Origin of the sequence: Neobacillus niacini (genome assembly GCF_048572935.1) — a bacterium.
GTDB classification, from domain to species: domain Bacteria; phylum Bacillota; class Bacilli; order Bacillales; family Cytobacillaceae; genus Neobacillus; species Neobacillus niacini.
Genome location: NZ_CP183883.1, coordinates 497,799 through 515,369, shown reverse-complemented (window position 1 = coordinate 515,369; position 17,571 = coordinate 497,799). Strand labels below are relative to the sequence as shown.

Annotated in this window: 13 protein-coding genes; all 13 read left to right on the top strand. The window is 39.0% G+C overall.

Annotation, left to right across the window (positions count from 1 at the left end):
* Positions 1 to 162: 162 nt before the first annotated feature.
* The 13 genes from ACN6MT_RS02305 to ACN6MT_RS02245 all read left to right on the top strand — a co-directional run bounded on the left by ACN6MT_RS02305 (position 163) and on the right by ACN6MT_RS02245 (position 17,548).
* Positions 163 to 1,818 (top strand): glycerol-3-phosphate dehydrogenase/oxidase, encoded by a 1,656-nt coding sequence (locus tag ACN6MT_RS02305; protein WP_419954657.1) that lies wholly within the window; start codon positions 163 to 165, stop codon positions 1,816 to 1,818.
* 409 nt (positions 1,819 to 2,227) lie between these two features.
* Complete coding sequence (locus ACN6MT_RS02300; RefSeq protein WP_419954656.1) at positions 2,228 to 3,064, top strand: ABC transporter permease; 837 nt, start codon at positions 2,228 to 2,230, stop codon at positions 3,062 to 3,064.
* Positions 3,057 to 3,836 carry an ABC transporter permease gene (locus ACN6MT_RS02295; RefSeq protein WP_419954655.1) on the top strand — a complete coding sequence of 260 codons (780 nt, stop codon included), beginning with the start codon at positions 3,057 to 3,059 and terminating at the stop codon, positions 3,834 to 3,836. Before ACN6MT_RS02300 ends, ACN6MT_RS02295 begins: the two co-directional genes overlap by 8 nt.
* A gap of 43 nt (positions 3,837 to 3,879) precedes the next feature.
* The gene (locus ACN6MT_RS02290) at positions 3,880 to 4,920 is read left to right on the top strand and encodes an ABC transporter ATP-binding protein (RefSeq protein ID WP_419954654.1); all 1,041 of its coding nucleotides are present in this window, start codon (positions 3,880 to 3,882) and stop codon (positions 4,918 to 4,920) included.
* Positions 4,921 to 4,954: 34 nt separating this feature from the next.
* Positions 4,955 to 6,019: an ABC transporter substrate-binding protein gene (locus ACN6MT_RS02285; protein ID WP_419954653.1), complete on the top strand. Its 1,065-nt coding sequence runs from the start codon at positions 4,955 to 4,957 to the stop codon at positions 6,017 to 6,019.
* Positions 6,020 to 6,342: 323 nt separating this feature from the next.
* Positions 6,343 to 8,055: an adenine deaminase C-terminal domain-containing protein gene (locus tag ACN6MT_RS02280; protein WP_419954652.1), complete on the top strand. Its 1,713-nt coding sequence runs from the start codon at positions 6,343 to 6,345 to the stop codon at positions 8,053 to 8,055.
* Positions 8,052 to 9,377, top strand: coding sequence for an amidohydrolase (locus tag ACN6MT_RS02275; RefSeq protein WP_419954651.1), 1,326 nt, complete (start codon positions 8,052 to 8,054; stop codon positions 9,375 to 9,377). The genes ACN6MT_RS02280 and ACN6MT_RS02275 overlap by 4 nt, the downstream gene beginning before the upstream one ends.
* 247 nt (positions 9,378 to 9,624) lie before the next feature.
* Entirely contained in the window at positions 9,625 to 9,960 is a 336-nt protein-coding gene (locus tag ACN6MT_RS02270; RefSeq protein ID WP_419954650.1) for a hypothetical protein, read from the top strand.
* A gap of 30 nt (positions 9,961 to 9,990) precedes the next feature.
* Positions 9,991 to 11,157, top strand: coding sequence for a hypothetical protein (locus tag ACN6MT_RS02265; protein WP_419954649.1), 1,167 nt, complete (start codon positions 9,991 to 9,993; stop codon positions 11,155 to 11,157).
* 69 nt (positions 11,158 to 11,226) lie between these two features.
* The gene (locus ACN6MT_RS02260) at positions 11,227 to 11,562 is read left to right on the top strand and encodes a hypothetical protein (RefSeq protein ID WP_034675355.1); all 336 of its coding nucleotides are present in this window, start codon (positions 11,227 to 11,229) and stop codon (positions 11,560 to 11,562) included.
* Positions 11,563 to 11,629: 67 nt separating this feature from the next.
* Positions 11,630 to 12,430, top strand: a complete 801-nt coding sequence (locus tag ACN6MT_RS02255) for a hypothetical protein (RefSeq protein ID WP_419954648.1) — start codon at positions 11,630 to 11,632, stop codon at positions 12,428 to 12,430.
* 254 nt (positions 12,431 to 12,684) lie between these two features.
* Positions 12,685 to 17,304, top strand: a complete 4,620-nt coding sequence (gene essC, locus ACN6MT_RS02250) for a type VII secretion protein EssC (protein WP_419954647.1) — start codon at positions 12,685 to 12,687, stop codon at positions 17,302 to 17,304.
* Positions 17,297 to 17,548, top strand: a complete 252-nt coding sequence (locus tag ACN6MT_RS02245; protein WP_419954646.1) for a methyltransferase — start codon at positions 17,297 to 17,299, stop codon at positions 17,546 to 17,548. The genes essC and ACN6MT_RS02245 overlap by 8 nt, the downstream gene beginning before the upstream one ends.
* The last annotated feature ends 23 nt before the right edge of the window (positions 17,549 to 17,571 follow it).

The following is a 17,571-nucleotide window of genomic DNA, read 5'->3' as shown; positions in this document are numbered from 1 at the left end:
CCACCCTTTGTTTTCTAAACTGAAAGGAGGCCATATATTTTTGTTCTGTCATTTTTCAACTACTGATCTTTGATAAACTGAATTTATGGATTCTCTTTTTGTATTTAGCAAGGAACGAACTTTCCGTTAACTCAGTATAAATAAGGAATAGGAGTGAGATGGATGGATTTTTCAAGTGAAAACCGGAACTTGATTCTAAAGGAAATGGAGCAAGAGAAATTTGATGTCCTTGTTATTGGAGGGGGCATAACAGGCTCCGGCATTGCCTTAGATGCAGCCACCCGCGGAGTTAAAACCGCTTTAGTTGAAATGCAGGACTTTGCTGCTGGAACATCAAGTAGATCAACAAAATTAGTTCATGGCGGTTTGCGTTATTTGAAACAATTAGAGGTGAAAATGGTTGCAGAGGTTGGTAAGGAAAGAGCCATTGTTTATGAAAATGGCCCTCATGTAACAACACCGGAATGGATGCTGCTCCCGATTTATGAAGGAGGTACTTTTGGGAAGTTATCTACTTCCATAGGTCTATTCGTTTATGATTTTTTAGCAGGTGTTAAGAGTAGTGAACGCCGAAAAATGTTAAGTGTTGAAGAAACGCTTAAGCATGAGCCTTTACTCAAAAAGGAAGGGCTGAAAGGCGGAGGTTACTATGTGGAATATAAAACTGATGATGCACGGTTAACGATTGAGGTTATTAAAGAAGCGGTAAAGCAAGGAGCAACGGCTGTTAATTATACTAAAGTCGAAGCGTTTATTTATGAAAATGGCAGAGTGAAAGGTGTTAAAGTTGTCGATCAATTAACTAAGAATTCCTATAACATCTATGCCAATAAAATTGTCAATGCAGCCGGCCCTTGGGTAGATTCATTACGTGAAAAAGATCAATCTAGAAAAGGGAAATCGTTACATTTAACAAAAGGAATTCATTTAGTGATTGATCAAAGTCGTTTCCCTCTCAATCAAGCCATCTACTTTGATACGCCCGATGGCCGAATGGTATTTGCCATACCTAGGGATGGCAAAACTTATGTAGGAACTACAGATACGGTATATAAAGGAGATATTATTCATCCGAGAATGACAACTGAAGATCGTCAGTATGTAATAAATGCTATTAATTATATGTTTCCTTCATTAAAAATAAATTCAAAAGATATTGAATCAAGCTGGGCAGGATTACGCCCATTAATCCATGAAGATGGAAAAAGTCCATCAGAAATTTCGCGTAAAGATGAAATCTGGACATCAGATTCAGGACTTATCACGATTGCAGGCGGGAAACTTACAGGCTACCGTAAAATGGCTGAGCTAGTAGTAGATTTACTAGTGAAGAAATTTAAGGAGGAAGAAGATAGAACGTTTCCTTCATGCCTTACAAAAACATTACCCATTTCAGGCGGAAATGTTGGTGGTTCGAAAAGTTTCCAAAGCTTTATTAATGAAAAGGTTAAGTTGGGAATTGCATATGGACTATCAAGGGAAGAAGCCGAGAAGCTTGTAAAAAGGTATGGCTCTAATATCGATAAGGTATTTGAGTATAGAAAAGATTTCGACGCTGACAGTGGTTTGCCGCTATATGTATACTTAGAAATGATCTATTCCATAAGACATGAGATGACGACCAAACCTATCGACTTTTTCTTCAGAAGAACAGGTACCCTTTTATTTGATATTCATTGGGCAAAAGAATGGAAGGACAAAGTGATTGAAACGATGGCTTCTTTTTTAAAATGGGAGCCAGGACAGAAACGGGTATTTCAAAATGAGTTGGAAAAGTACTTAAGCGACGCCAATACAGTTATTGATGAGAAGGATTAAGTTAAGATAATTTTAGCAGACGTTGCAGGAAGGCACTTGGGAATAAACTGCCCTCGTTAAAAAACATTAGAACCGGTTTAGTTACTTGAATAGGGAATACCATGAAAAACCACTTCCTAGTAAAAAGTAGGGAGTGGTTTTTTGTGTAAAAAATAGGGATATTTTACAGAATGATTTATTTCTATTGTTCGTAAAAACTTATGAATAGTCCTGTTTGTTCCACCTTTTTATCGGATGTGATTCAATAATTCACGAACGCTTTTAATATATAATAAAATAATGTTCGTTTTTAGGGTTGCCAATTTGTATCTTATTCTTTATAATCTAAACGTAGAAGAAATAGATTAAGCCAGTTTATGAGTTTATTAACATTCAAAATTACTATTAGAATTGGAAAGTGAGGCCAGAAATGACGCAGCGAAGAATCCCTTATCTCATCTTGGCTCCAGGATTAATTCTCTTGATTTTATTCTTGGTGTTACCTCTGATTTCCACGATTTTCCCGACGTTTTTTAATGGAGGTTTCACCTTGTCGAATTATACGTCGTTCTTTTTAGATGAGTATAATTTTAGTATTTTTTGGCGGACGTTAAAGATATCACTGATTGCCACTCTGATTTGTGTAGTGCTGGGGGTTCCAACTGCCTACTACATTTCCCAAAGTCCAAAAAAATGGCGCGGCCTGCTGATGTCCATAACATTGTTTCCGTTGTTAACCAATTCAGTTGTGCGGAGTTTTGCTTGGATTACCATATTGGGACAAGACGGTATATTGAATAATGCTTTAATGAGTTTGGGTGTACTGTCTAAACCACTTACCTTACTTTACACAGAATTCGCGATTATCATTGGCTCTGTATATCTCTTCTTACCTTTAATGGTTATTACGTTAGTAGGTATTTTAGAGAACATCGATGCTGAAATTATGGAAGCAGCTGAAACATTGGGCGCGAATCGCTTGATAGCCTTTGTAAAAGTGATATTGCCACTAAGTGTACCGGGGATTATTGTTGGTAGTATTTTAGTTTTCACTGGAAGTATGACAGCTTATACAACCCCGCAATTATTAGGCGGGAACCGAAACATCATGTTAGCTACCTTCTTGTATCAAAGTGCCACTGCGCTAGGGAACTGGCAAGGTGCTAGTGTTATTGCCTTGATTATGATTGTGGCCACTTTAATTGTGATGAAGTTATTCAACTGGGTTGCGGGACGAATGGATAAAAGAGGTGAGATAAATGCGTAAAAATATCAGTTTAAAAATATTTGCAGGTCTGGTTTTTGCCTTTCTTTTAGTTCCATTGTTTATTATCATCGTGACCTCTTTTGGAACAAATTCAACGATTCAATTTCCCATTCAAGGTTTTACCCTTGATTGGTACAGTAAGGTATTTAACAATGAATCCTTTATGGACAGCTTCTTGCTCAGTCTACAAGTAGCATTTATTGCGACGCTTTTGGCATTAGTTATTGGTGTTCCGGCTGCTTATTCTTTGGCACGTCACAAGGTGTTCGGACGAAATTGGATTAAGAGCTTTTTCCTTTCTCCAACGATTGTTCCGGGTTTGGTAGTTGGATATTCCATGTATCAATTTATTGTGATCAAGTTTCAATTTCCTATCATTCAAGGGTTGTTATTAGGTCACTTCTTGATTTGCCTGCCTTACATCATTCGAGTAGTAGGCTCAACGATTGAACAGTTAGATTTATCAATTGAAGAGGTTTCGTGGACGTTAGGCTGTACAAAATTACAAACGTTTATCAAAGTGGTCTTACCGAACATTACTTCAGGAATTTTTGCTTCCTTCATGTTGGCATTCATTAATTCCTTCAACAATATACCTGTTTCGCAGTTTTTATCCGGACCAGGTGTATCCATGCTGCCAACTAGTTTAATGAATTATATCGAATACAACTATGATCCATCTGTTTCTGCTTTATCCGTTATTTTAATGCTTGGTACGATAGTTCTGATGTTTGTTATTGAGAAGACACTAGGATTAGCAAGTATTTCATAAGGAACATCTAAGATGTTAACAGCGAAGGGGGTAACACAGCATTATGTCCTATGTTGAATTAAATGATATTCGAGTTAGTTATGATAACAAAACTGATATCCTAAAAGATTTAAATTTATCCATTGAAAAGGGAGAATTGGTTTCCTTATTAGGCCCATCAGGCTGTGGGAAAACAACCACTTTACGTGTTATTGCAGGCTTAATCGAGCCAAATGATGGTGAGTTTCTTGTTGACAATCAAAACTTAACAAAAGTACCCGTTCACAAACGTGAATTTGGTATGGTGTTCCAAAGTTATGCTTTGTTTCCCCACCTTACGATTAAGGAAAATGTCGCCTTCGGCTTAAAATTACGCAAGGAAAAAAAGAATAGTATAGACAAAAAGGTAAAAGATATTCTTGAAATTACAGGTTTAGAGGCGCTTAGTGACCGCTATCCCAAACAGCTTTCAGGTGGACAAAGACAACGTGTTGCTTTAGCGCGGGCTTTAGTGATTGAACCGAAATTATTATTATTGGATGAACCTTTGAGTAACTTAGATGCGAAATTGCGCTTATCCATGCGTATCGAAATTAAACGAATTCAAAGCCAATTAGGCATTACATCTGTGTTTGTAACACATGATCAAGAGGAATGTTTCTCCATTTCAGACAAGGTGGCTGTTATGAATAAAGGTGTGATCGAACAGTTTGACACACCTGAAGAAATTTATAAAAACCCAAAAACAGAATTCGTTGCCCGGTTTATCGGGTTTGAAAACTTCTTTGATTTAACACCGACAGAAGACTGGAAGTATAAGGCTGTTGATGGAACAGTTTTCCTAAGTAATCGCGATTGGGAACCTGGAAAACAAACAGGAACCATTCGTCCAGATGATATAGAAATCGCAGCAAATACAACGCAACAAACTACTAATACGGTGTCAGGGGTTATAAAAGTCCGGACCTTCCTGGGTAAGTCCTATCAGTATGAAGTGGAAACTTCCATTGGTACTTTAATCGCAAATAAAGCCGATGATGTAGTGTATCAAGTCGGAGACGCAGTAACATTATCCATTCCTGCTCACAAGCTAATCATAGTTTAAGAATATAAAACATCTAAGAAAAGGGGAGTCAAAAATGAAGAAGACATTAGGTTTAGTAAGTTTAAGTTTCGTAACAGCTAGTATCCTTGCTGCATGCGGCGGGGGCAACGGTGGAGATAAAACTGCAGATAAAGAACCACAAACATTGATCATCTCAACATTTGGGTTGGAAGAAGATAAAATGCAAGAAGATGTTTTCAAACCATTTGAAGAAAAATACAATGTCGACATTGTATTAGAAACGGGTACAAGCTCTGAGCGTTTAACAAAATTGAAAAGCAATCCAAACTCAACGGTTGATGTAATTGAACTGTCCCAATCAAATGCAGCAGACGGTGTATCGGCTGGTCTGTTTGAAAAAATCGACAGCAAGAATGTTCCGAACATGGACAACTTAATCGATAGCGCAAAAGATTTATCGGCAGATGGTTCTGGTCCAGCATACACGCTGAACAGTATCGGAATTGTTTACAATAAAAAGGCAGCTGGTAAAGAGATTAAGGAATGGGATGATTTATGGGACGCTTCTTTAAAAGGGAAAATCTCCATTCCTGACATTACTACCACATTTGGCCCGGCGATGCTATATGTAGCAAGCGGTCATAAGAAGGTGGAACTTACAAGTGATAAAGGAAAAGCTGCATTTGAAGCAATCACAGACTTAGCTCCAAACGTGGTAAAAACGTATAGCAAATCTTCGGATTTAGCCAACATGTTCCAATCGGGAGAAATTGCAGCAGCTGTTGTCGGCGACTTTGCTGTTCCAATTATCACAGAATCTAATCCAGATGTAGCCTATGTTGTACCTGAGTCTGGAACGTACGCAAACTTTAATACGATTAACGTAAACAAAAACTCAAAAAATAAAGACTTGGCATATAAGTATATCGATTGGAGACTAAGTCAGGAAGTTCAGGAAAAAACGGCAGTGTCTCTTAATGAAGCACCAACCAATAAAAATGTAGTCCTTGACGAGGAAACTGCTAAAAATAAAACGTACGGTGATGTGGCTGAACGTACAAATAAAGTCGATTCATTATTCGTAAATAAAAACCTTGAATCTTGGATTAATCAATGGAATCGAATTTTGAACAAATAGTTTGAGTTTATAGGAAAGGGCTAAGATCATTCTTGGCCTTTTTCTTTTATTAGGCAGTTTTCGGTAACCAAAGGGCACTGTTGATTCCCTCCAGCATAATTTTTCGTGCTCTGCGGTAACCAAAAGGCGCTGTTGATTCCCTCTAGCATGATATTTCGTGTTCAACGGTAACCAAAGGGCGCTATTGATTCCCTCCGGCATGATTTTTCATGTTCAACGGTAACCAAAAGGCGCTGTTGATACCCGTTAGAATAACTTTTCGTGCTTTGTGATAATCAAAGCAACTTTTAAAAAACTTAGATTTTGAGAAAGGAGAATATAAAATGAAAGTGGATTTGGCGATTATCAATGCACAGGTCTTTAACACTTTTACCAAAAAATTCGAAAAGAAAAATGTGTTTATTGTTGAGGATAAATTTTACTATCTAACAGCTGATAACATTGAAAATATCCATGCCGAAAAAGTGGTAGACGCTAAAAATAAGTATTTGATTCCTGGTTTAATGGATATTCACATGCATATAGAAAGCTCAATGACATCCCCTTCCATTTTTTCAGAGGCAGTGTTAACCCATGGGGTAACAACGGTTATCGCTGATGCGCATGAGATAGCAAATGTGTTTGGTATGGAAGGGCTGGAGGCATTCTTTTCTCAGCCAAGTGTCATGGATATTTTCTATGCCATTCCTTCGTCTGTACCTTCGACAACTCCAGAATTAGAAACAACGGGCGGTTATATCGGTGTAGAAGAAGTGAAGCAGCTCTTGAAGCACCCGAAAGTAATTGCGCTAGGGGAAGCGATGAACTTTAACGGCATTGTCAATGAACCAGAGTCTTTGATTCGGCAGATTTTACGCGCTGTTCAAACGGAGAGACCATTTATGCCTTTAGAAGGTCATGTTCCACGTGTTTCGGGATTAGAATTATCAAAGTTTTTATATGCAGGTATAACAGCTGATCACACCCATCAATCGCCGGAATCGATTTATGAAAAAATCACTAATGGAATGTTTTTAGAATTTCAGAAGAAATCGATTACTCCTGAGAACATACGCGTTGTAGTGGAAAATCATTTCTATGACTATATGGCTATTATTACCGACGATGTGATGGCGGATGACTTGTTGGAAGGACATTTGGATGCCAATGTACGCTTAGCTATTCTGTCTGGGATGCCAGCAGAACAGGCCATCTATTGTGCTACATATACGCCTGCAAGAAGAATGGGATTCCAAGACAGAGGTGCGAATGTGCCAGGTTTTAAAGCTGATTTTCTATTGTTAAATGACATTGATAGTTTTGAGATTGACGCGGTATATAAAGATGGAAAGTTAGTTCATGCACGAGGTAATCGAATCAGATATCCGGCTGAAAAACCTAATTTTCCGGAGCATTTCTATCAATCCTTAAAATGCCGGGAATTAACATTAGAGGATTTACGTTTCAAGGTGAAGGAGTCTGAAAAGACTGTAGTAAACGTCATTCAAATTTCAGAAGTAGGTACATTTACAGAGCATGTACAACGTGAGGTTAACGTCATAGATGGATATTTAGATTGGGAAAATAGCGGGTTAGCCTTAATTGTGGTGATGGAGCGATATGGCAAAACAGGCAGCATTGCTTACGGATTTGTGGACAGAGCTTTATATGAAAAAGGAGCTGTCGCTACAACTTGGGCACATGATCATCATAATTTAATGGTAATGGGAACGAGCTCGGAGGATATTATAGCAGCACAAAAACAACTATTGGCTTTGCAGGGCGGTTATGTCGTGGTACAAGCTGGGAAGGTGCAAGCGGTTTGTCCATTGCCAGTTGGCGGTATTGTCAGTGATGCACCGATAGAAGAACTAGGTGCGCAATTGAAGGAAGTGCGGCAAGCGATGAATCGGTTAGGCTACCGCAACAGTAATGAAATTATGTCCTTCTCGACTTTATCCCTGCCAGTTTCACCTGTTATCAAGATTACAGATAAAGGGATGATGAATGTGCGTTCTCAAATGATGATCCCGCTAGTTGAGGGTGAACAATTTTGAAAATAGTAATTAAAAATGCTTGGATTTTAACCATGAATGAACAGATGGACCAGTTCCCAAAAGGTTATATGATAACAGATGATGAGGAAATTTTAGAGGTTGGTGCGATGGATTCACTGCCAAATGAACTTACCTATGATAAATGTATCGATGCCAAAGGGGCTATTTTGCTGCCAGGTATGGTTAATACACATACGCATATTGGCATGATCCCGTTTCGTTCATTAGGGGATGACTACCCCGACCGTTTACGCCGCTTTTTATTTCCATTAGAAAATGAATGTATGAATGAACAGTTGGCGTACACAAGCGCAAAATACGCCATTGCTGAAATGCAGCTTGCTGGAGTGACGACATTTTTTGATATGTATTATTTTGAACAACAATTAGCAGAAGCGGCTGAAGAAATGCATAGCCGCGGAATTTTAGCAGAAACCGTCATTGATTCAGTAACGGTTGATGTGTCCGATCCAATGGGCGGCTTACAATATGCTCAAAAATTTATCCCGAAATGGCAGGGAAATAAAAGAATTCAAGCGTCAGTAGCACCGCATGCCCCATACTCAAATACCATTGAAGTACTCCAGCAAGCAGACGCTTTGTCTCAGAAATACGATGTGCCATGGATGATGCATGTCAGTGAAATGGATTTTGAAATGGATAAATTTCGTAATGAACGCAATCAATCCCCGATAGAATTTTTAGAGGATATTGGTGTATTGAGTCCAAGATTTGTCGCTGCACATTGTATTCATTTATCAGACAATGATATTGAGTTATTGAAGAAATATGATGTAAAAGTGGCTCATTGTATCGGGGCGAATACGAAATCTGCTAAAGGTGTAGCACGTGTCCGGGATTTGTTATCTGCTGGTATAACGGTGGGACTGGGAACAGATGGACCAAGCAGCGGAAATACCTTGGATTTATTTAGCCAAATGCGATTGTTTGCGAACTTTCATAAAACCTATTTACAAGACCGCAGTGCCTTTCCGGCTGAAGAAATTGTAAGGTTAGCAACAATCGGAGGAGCTGCCGTTTTAGGGATGGAGAAGCAAATTGGCTCTATTGAAGCAGGGAAACAGGCAGATTTCATCCTAGTTGAAACCGATTCAGTCAATATGTTTCCTATTTTTGATCCGTATTCTGCTCTAGTGTACTCGGCTAATGGTGGGAATGTACGAGATGTATTTATCGCGGGAAAGCAAGTGGTTACAGGAAAAAAGTTAGTGGACTTTGATGAAGCACAATTAAGAATAGAGCTTTCCGAAGCCATGGGGCAATGCGGCTTTAAAACAAAAGCTTTAAAAGCAATGGAATAACACGGGGACGGTTCTTGTGACTTGAACTAACTTCATTAAATATCAACGTCCCTAAGAAGGGTCAATCAGTAACGTCTGGGTCTTCAGACGTTATTTTTTATAAAATTTGGGGGGTGTCCGGTACAAAATAACCAATTTTTTCTTTTTTATAGAATAATAAATAAATAGCTTTTATAATAAATAGGAAAATAGAGGGAATCGGAAATAATAAAAATCAAAGACGGTTTCGTTAAAAGCAGGTGATAAAGTGAGTATTAACGTTCATTTAGCGGCTTCGCAGGCAAATAAAATCAATGATTATTCCACAAGACTACTTGAAGTTAAAAGTAACTTAAATAGGGTAAAAGGGAATCTCAACAATGGCTGGAACGCCCAAGAGATGTTTTACATAAACCAAACAATTGACAGTATAAATCGGGAGATTGCTGCCCTATCTTCGAAACTAAGTTCAATTGGGTCGGATGTTCTTTCCGCTGCACAACAAATTCAGCGTCAAGAAGAAGCTGAGGCAAGAGCAAAGGCGGAAGCAGAAGCAAAGGCAAAAGCGGAAGCTGAAAAAAAGGCAAATGCCGCTGGAAACTAATTTTACTAGAGTGCTTGGAGGTGCTATAAATTGCCGCCCATTAGGATTCAAACAGATTATGTTAAAATGACTGGTGCCAGTATTGGTCCTATGTCACAAAAAATATCAGAGGTTAGTGATGGTTTAAGTGCTCTTAGGTATTCGATTGATCACGAAATTATGAATCGGGGGAATTTACATTCAAGGTTCAATGCTGCTATCACGTCAGCTAATCAATTAGAGACGCGGATAAGAAACTTGGACCGGTTTATTGCTCAATCCATGGATCAGTATTGCCGGACAGAAACTGAGCTAACCAAGAAATCCGAATCTGCCTTAACCCCTGAATCTAAGAAATCAACTATTGCTAGTATCTTGAATGTCTTTAATTACATCAATGGAAAACTTAGTATCGGAGATGCCGCCTTAGTCGGAACACAACTTTTTACAATTGCGCTTAGTACTGGGATTTCACGGAAGCTTAAAATTAATTACATAGGCGGGAAGCCAACGTTTTGGAAGAAAATTAAAGGTGAATATAAATTTACAGTAGGAGCCCATCCATCCTGGAAGAGTAGAGGAAGAGGAAGATATGACTCTAAACTGGCTCGTGCAATCTACAACTTTTCAAAATCGAGCCCTGCGAATCCGGTCGTAAAGCAACTTCAAAAGATTGCAGCTTCATATAATAATCCTTCAGCGCTATTAAAGCATGCTGCTGGTTTTCCAAAGAATTTGAATCTGTTAAAAGCGGATACTTTATCTGGTACATTCCAAAAACGGATAACAACAGGTACAAAGGAAATTGCTGAACACATAATTGATGCCAAGGGATGGACCAAGGTTGCAAAGAAAGTTCCGGTGGTTGGCTGGGGAATATCACTCGCTGCAAACGGTGCAGAGTTTGTTGATCCTGACAATGCAGGTAAGACCAGTGGTGAAATAACTGGACGTGCAGCTGCTGGAATTACCGCAGATATTATTGCAATCAGCGCAGGAGCTAAAGTCGGTGCGATGATTGGCAGCGTTGGTGGACCTGTGGGAATTGTAGTTGGAGGTGCTGTTGGTGCCTTGGTCGGCGGAGTCGGTAGTATAGTCTTTGAGGATCAGATTAAAAATGTTGGAGAAAAGCTCGGAGGAGCAGTTGAAGAAGGAATTAAAGATATAGGTGCGGGGATTAATAACACCTTTAAATCCGTTGGAAGCTGGTTCAACTAAAAACGTATTGTAAGAATTTTGAACTTTGGTATCTTCAGCAAATCTCTTAATAAAGGATAAGGGTGAAACATGACTTTAGAAACAATGAAACTGATTCAAGGCTTATTATCCTATTATCTGAGCGTTCAAGTAATGTTCAGTATCTTGGTGTTTTTACTCGGAAGAATCGTGCTTGATGTTTATGAAACAGGTGTTTATGAAAATCCAAAAACGGTATTTCAAAAGACGTTTACTTATGTGATTAATGCCTTTTTTGGTATCGGGCCCTATTTGAACAAGAAATTTTTAAAGTACTCTTTCCTAAAAAGAAAGTTCTTTATGTTGATTTCTATAGTTGTCCAAATTATTGCCTCTATAATTGTTTATTATGTGCTTAAAAATCTGCTCCGGGCCATTTTTCTATAGAGATAGAGACCAGGAGAACCGTCCCAATGGTTTCAATGGTTTCCTAACGAAAAGGATTGTGATTTAAATGGATTATATCATGACTTGTACATCAGCGGAGCTAGCTCTCTTAGTAACACTTAGTGGTTATCCTGGTGTGGCAAAAGGTATTGCCGAGGCTTCTGTAGGAGAAAAACGTCAAAAAGAATGGGAAGCAATTATGGAAGTGACTACCCATCAATTAATCCTAAAGCAGCTCTGGGATGACGAAAGAGAGAGTAAGGGTGAGATCCCATTAAGGGATGAAATTCAGCAATTTATTCAAAACTATGTAGAATCGAAAAGGATGATTCGCTGCTCAAATAAAGGGCAATCGAACATTCTCATGATACACCATATTGAAAACGATACATGGATGTCTCATATTATCGATCGTGACATTATCCATGAATTTGCCTATATCCATGCAGTTGATATACCGGACATAATACGAAACTATTACTCATTTTCGGAAGAGGGGATTGATGAACCGCATACGTTCCATCTTTCCGATCAGGCGTTTGATTTACTGAGTGAGCGCCGTAACTCGGGCAAAGTAAGGAAAATAACCAGTTTTTCTTCTGAAGAAGAGCTGAGCTTCCGTATCTTTCTCAATGATTTAGAGTCGCAGGACTGGTCTCTTTATAATATTTCACTGTTCCATAATCCAAGTATTGAAAGAGATCCGATTCTTGAAAATATCGTCTTCTTTCTTCCTTCTGCAAGAGGGATATGGGTTGTAGAGTACATGGATCATCCAACTGCACCAGTAAAGGTAGCATTAAATACGTTTGAGCAGTGGTGTGATTTGTTAAACAGTGTCGGTTATGAAGCCTCAGTGAATAGATAAAAGCGAAGATCCATATGAGAATTCTCATGTGGATTTTTATTATGGAAAAATCATCTTTGGTTCTATTTTCTTATATTCTTTTGAAGGATTAATAAGACTAAAGGGCTACAAGACTGCTGTGTCAGTTATTGGGTACCTAGATAAAGATTTTGCCAAATTGTGTCTAAAGTATGACGGACCGATTAGAAAATTACTTTATAATAACAAATATAGGAAATTGTTTCTACTGAGCTAGAAATAGGGAGAGAATTATTTTGATCGTAACGCTGTTTGATAGAGGTAAAGCATTTAATCTTGTTTTGCCGGAAAAAATCACTGGAAGATATATCTTAACCACTGTTGATCAAGCTGAAAATCAGATAGATTTGCTGGCAATTGAAGCTGAAAATGGTAAGTGGTATGTAAAATCAAATAAATATGCCTACTTAAAGGGCGCTGCCGGAGAAAAGATTGGAAAAGTTCCGGTAGAGCCTTTTATGACGTATACGGTCTACCGTGATGGGGATTCATCGGCGCTTTTATATGTTGAACCAGCAAGTGAAGGACGAAATGAGTTTACTAGACATATGGTGACTGGGGATGTCATTAAAATTGGACGGGCTAAGGATAACAATATTTGTTTTACCGATAAATTGGTATCCAGTTCACACTGTTCCGTTGAATATAACGATAAGGGTCTAGCGGTAATCCGGGATCATAACAGTTCAAACGGTACATATGTCAACGGTGAAAGAATTATCGAAAAAACGCTGGTCATTGGCGACGTGATATCAATTATGGGCTTACGGATTATTTATAATGGGCGATTACTTTCGTTAAATAATCCACATCAATTAGTATTTTTAGACCGAAATGCTTTTAAACCGTTTGTTGCGAGCCAGCCCAATGTCCAGGATAATGATGAGTTCGATGAATTTCAAATTGAGGAAGAACAGGATGATTTATTTTTTCGTTCACCGAGGTTTAAGCGGGATATTGAGCGAAAGACAATCAAAATTGATCCGCCACCGCAGCAAAATAATACCGAAGAAACCCCGTTAATGCTGTTGCTGGGTCCGTCCATTACAATGGGGATGGCGTCGCTATTTACAGGAATATTTGCCGTCCAAAATGTCATGCGGACGAATGGAGACATTATGTACGCGATGCCTACACTTATCATGTCCTTAAGCATGATGATTGGGATGATTCTCTGGCCAATTTTAACCAAAAGGCATGAGAAGAAGAGGCGGATTGCTCAGGAGAAAATACGGCAGGAAAAATATAAAAAGTACATAGAAGAGATGAAGCAGGCGGTTGCGGACGAATGCAAGTATCAGAGTGATATTTTGCATGAAAATCATATTCCCCTTTACCTATGCTTAAAAAGAATTCGCAATCGTGAACGTAACCTATGGGAACGGACACTAGGTCAAAATGATTTTCTCAAAATAAGAGTGGGTCTCGGTGATTTGCCGTTAGATGCGGAAATCAAATACCCTGAGAAGAAATTTACGCTTCTTGATGACAACCTCCAAGATGAGTTGTATCAATGGGTAGAATCTCCTCAAATTTTAAGACAGGTGCCTGTCACCCTATCGCTAATGGAAGAGCGCATAAGCGGGATTATTGGAAAAAGGGAAACCGTTGTCGAGTTTGCTAAAGGGATCATTTTTCAGTTAGCTGCCTTACATAGTTATGATGAATTAAAATTTGTCTTTATTTACGATAAAGAAGAACAAGAGTGTTGGAGGTTCGTGAAGTGGCTGCCGCATGTGTGGGATGATAGCAAGAATGTCCGCTATATAGCCTCCGATGCGAATGAACTAAAGGAACTTTCCGCTTATTTTGAAAAAGAAATAAACAATCGAGCAGCACTGGCAGACAGTAATGAAGCAGAGATAAAACAGCATTATGTTGTATTTTCAATGAGCAAAGAGTTAGCAGGAAAAGCTGAAATGGTGAATTTACTATTAAAAGAAAAGAAAGACATTGGCTTCAGCTTGATTACCTTATATGACACCTTGGAAATGCTGCCGAAAGAATGCACCAATGTGGTGGAGCTTAATGAAAAAACAAGCAAAATTTATGATAAAGACGATATATCCGGGAAGTATCAAAACTTTACTGCCGATATTTTCTTACAGCAGGACGCGGAACCGATTGCCGTAGAGTTGGCCAACATACAGCTTGCTTCTTCTGTGAAGGCCTACACACTTCCTGATATGATCACTTTTTTAGAAATGTTTGGTATTGGAAAAGTAGAGCATTTAAACGCACCGACACGGTGGAAGGAAAATAACCCCACTCAGACAATCGAAACGCAGATCGGTGTCAACCAGGCAGGAGAGCCGTTCAAACTTGATCTTCATGAAAAATACCATGGGCCGCATGGATTGATTGCAGGAATGACTGGATCTGGTAAGAGTGAGTTTATTATGACCTTTATCTTATCGTTAGCGGTCAACTACCATCCAGATGAAGTTGCATTTATTTTAATTGATTATAAAGGCGGCGGGATGGCGAATGCATTCCGCAGCCTGCCGCATTTAGCAGGGACGATTACCAACCTTGATGGTGCAGCTGTCAAACGTTCACTCATTAGTATTCAAAGTGAACTTAAGCGGCGCCAGGCCATTTTTAGTGAAACTAGCAGAGTATTGAATGAAAGCAATATTGATATTTATAAATATCAAAAGTTATACCGTGAAGGTGCTGTCTCTGAGCCATTACAGCATTTATTCATGATATCAGATGAGTTTGCTGAGTTAAAAACGCAACAGCCGGAATTTATGGACCAACTGGTCAGCGCTGCACGGATAGGAAGAAGCTTGGGTGTCCATCTAATTTTAGCGACGCAGAAGCCTTCGGGGGTTGTCGATGACCAAATTTGGAGTAACAGTAAATTCCGTATCAGTCTGAAGGTGCAAGAAAAGGCGGACAGTATGGAGGTCATCAAACGGCCGGATGCGGCGGAGTTATCGCAAACGGGTCGTTTCTACTTGCAGGTTGGCTATAACGAACTGTTTGAACTTGGCCAATCCGCATGGGCAGGGGCGCCGTATTATCCTGCAGATAAAGTAGATAAATCTAAAGATGATGGGATTATGGTGATTGACAATTTAGGACGTGTGTTAAAATCGGCGAGAATCGATAAGCGGAAAAATATGATAAAAAAACCAGTGAGCCAAATTGATGAGGTAACCAACTACCTAGCCAATCTTGCAAAACAGGAAAATATTAAAGTAAAGCAGCTTTGGTTAGATCCAATCCCGGCTAATATCTACTTAGATGAATTAAAAGAAAAGTATCGTGAGAGTATCACGAAGCGGTTTGAACTTAATCCTGTAGTCGGTGAGTTTGATGATCCAGCAAATCAACGTCAAGCTGTGTTAAGGCTCCCACTATCCCAAGAAGGGAATACCGTTGTATATGGGGTTGCCGGAAGCGGAAAAACAACCTTCTTAACCTCACTTATCTATTCCTTGATGGAGGAACACACACCTGAAGAAGTAAATCTCTATTTACTAGACTTTGGATCAGAAACGTTAAGCTGGTACCGTGAGTCTCCACATGTCGGCGATGTAATGCTGTCACATGAAGGAGAAAAAATTGATAATCTCTTTAAAATGCTCACGAGCGAAATTGCAACAAGAAAGAAGCAATTCTCTAATTATGGAGGAGACTTCAAAATCTTTAATCAGCAGTCAAACGAAAAGGTACCATCGATCGTCCTGATGATTCATAATTACTCGGCATTTTCAGAGATGTATGAACAATATGAGGAAGCTATTTCATTTTTGACACGAGAAGGAACGAAATATGGAATTTATTTCATCGTTACAGCATTAAATACGGGTGCGATTCGATACAGGCTTCTTCAAAACTTCAAACAAATGTATGTCCTGCAGTTGAATGACACAACAGAATATTCTGGTGTGTTGGGCAATGTGGATGGTGTCTATCCTTCGAAAAATAAGGGTAGAGGAATTTTCAAAACTGAAAATGTTTACGAATTCCAGATTGCGCAAATTACAAAAGACGCATCGGACTTGTATCACTTTGTTACTGGATATTGTCGTGATTATCAGCAGAAATGGAATAAGAATTCGGCGAAACGAATTCCGATTCTTCCAGATAAAGTAGACATCCACTACTTACAGAATGAAATTCGTTTTAATCAGACAAACAGAATTCCGATTGGGATTGAGAAGAGCACACTGAATCTCGCAACTCTTGACTTTACTGCAACTGCGGTTCATCTCGTAACCTCGCATACTGGTGATGAATGCTCCACTTTCATGCAGGGACTTGCGGAAGTCATCGCGATGAAAGACAACAGAGAAGTAATCGTTATCGACGCTGCTGGCAGCCTTGTTTATGACAGCGGCCGCACCTATCAATATGTGACCGGTCCAAAGCCGGTAGAAGAGATGATTGTCTATTTATTTAAGACATTGGTGTATCGCAATAACACAACAAAGGATGCAATTGCGGAAGGTAAGCCAGAACCGGTGTTTGAAAATATTACCTGTATCATCCATTCGTTCACAGAATTGAATGCACAGCTATCCGATGATGGAAAAGATAAACTGAAGGTCTTTTTAGAACGAGTCAATGGATTGAACGTAACAATTATCTTTTCCGACGCCGTTGACAAACTAAGTTCTTACACATATGAACCTTGGTTCCAAAAACAAGTATCACTGAGTGAGGGTGTTTGGGTAGGAAATGGGATTGCTGACCAATACACGCTCAAAATTAATAAAATTACCAATGATATGTATGGCGAATTAGCTGAGGACTTCGGCTATGTGGTGAACAAAGGAAAAGTAAAACTAGTAAAACTTCTGACCACTGCGGCGAGTGAAGAGGGGGCAGTACAATATGCATAAGATTTTAGTCGAGGTATATAACCCGGCTTCAAACAATAGTTATGATGTCTTTATCCCTCTGAAAAGTCCTGTATATGAAGTTGTTTATTTGCTGTCGACAACAATCTCTGAACTTTCACAAGGCCATTACATCGCAACAGAGCAAACGATTCTATGTGATCGAGTTACTGGAATTGTATTTGATATTAACAAAACCATTGAAGAACTTGGGTTGAAAAATGGATCAAAGCTAATGCTGCTCTGACGGGTTGTAATCTTATCTCAAAT

Coding starts and splice junctions, on each gene's coding strand:
- ACN6MT_RS02305 (WP_419954657.1), top strand. CDS start 163: ATGGATTTTTCAAGTGAAAACCGGAACTTGATTCTAAAGGAAATGGAG.
- ACN6MT_RS02245 (WP_419954646.1), top strand. CDS start 17,297: ATGCATAAGATTTTAGTCGAGGTATATAACCCGGCTTCAAACAATAGT.
- ACN6MT_RS02285 (WP_419954653.1), top strand. CDS start 4,955: ATGAAGAAGACATTAGGTTTAGTAAGTTTAAGTTTCGTAACAGCTAGT.
- ACN6MT_RS02260 (WP_034675355.1), top strand. CDS start 11,227: ATGACTTTAGAAACAATGAAACTGATTCAAGGCTTATTATCCTATTAT.
- ACN6MT_RS02255 (WP_419954648.1), top strand. CDS start 11,630: ATGGATTATATCATGACTTGTACATCAGCGGAGCTAGCTCTCTTAGTA.
- ACN6MT_RS02295 (WP_419954655.1), top strand. CDS start 3,057: ATGCGTAAAAATATCAGTTTAAAAATATTTGCAGGTCTGGTTTTTGCC.
- ACN6MT_RS02290 (WP_419954654.1), top strand. CDS start 3,880: ATGTCCTATGTTGAATTAAATGATATTCGAGTTAGTTATGATAACAAA.
- ACN6MT_RS02280 (WP_419954652.1), top strand. CDS start 6,343: ATGAAAGTGGATTTGGCGATTATCAATGCACAGGTCTTTAACACTTTT.
- ACN6MT_RS02300 (WP_419954656.1), top strand. CDS start 2,228: ATGACGCAGCGAAGAATCCCTTATCTCATCTTGGCTCCAGGATTAATT.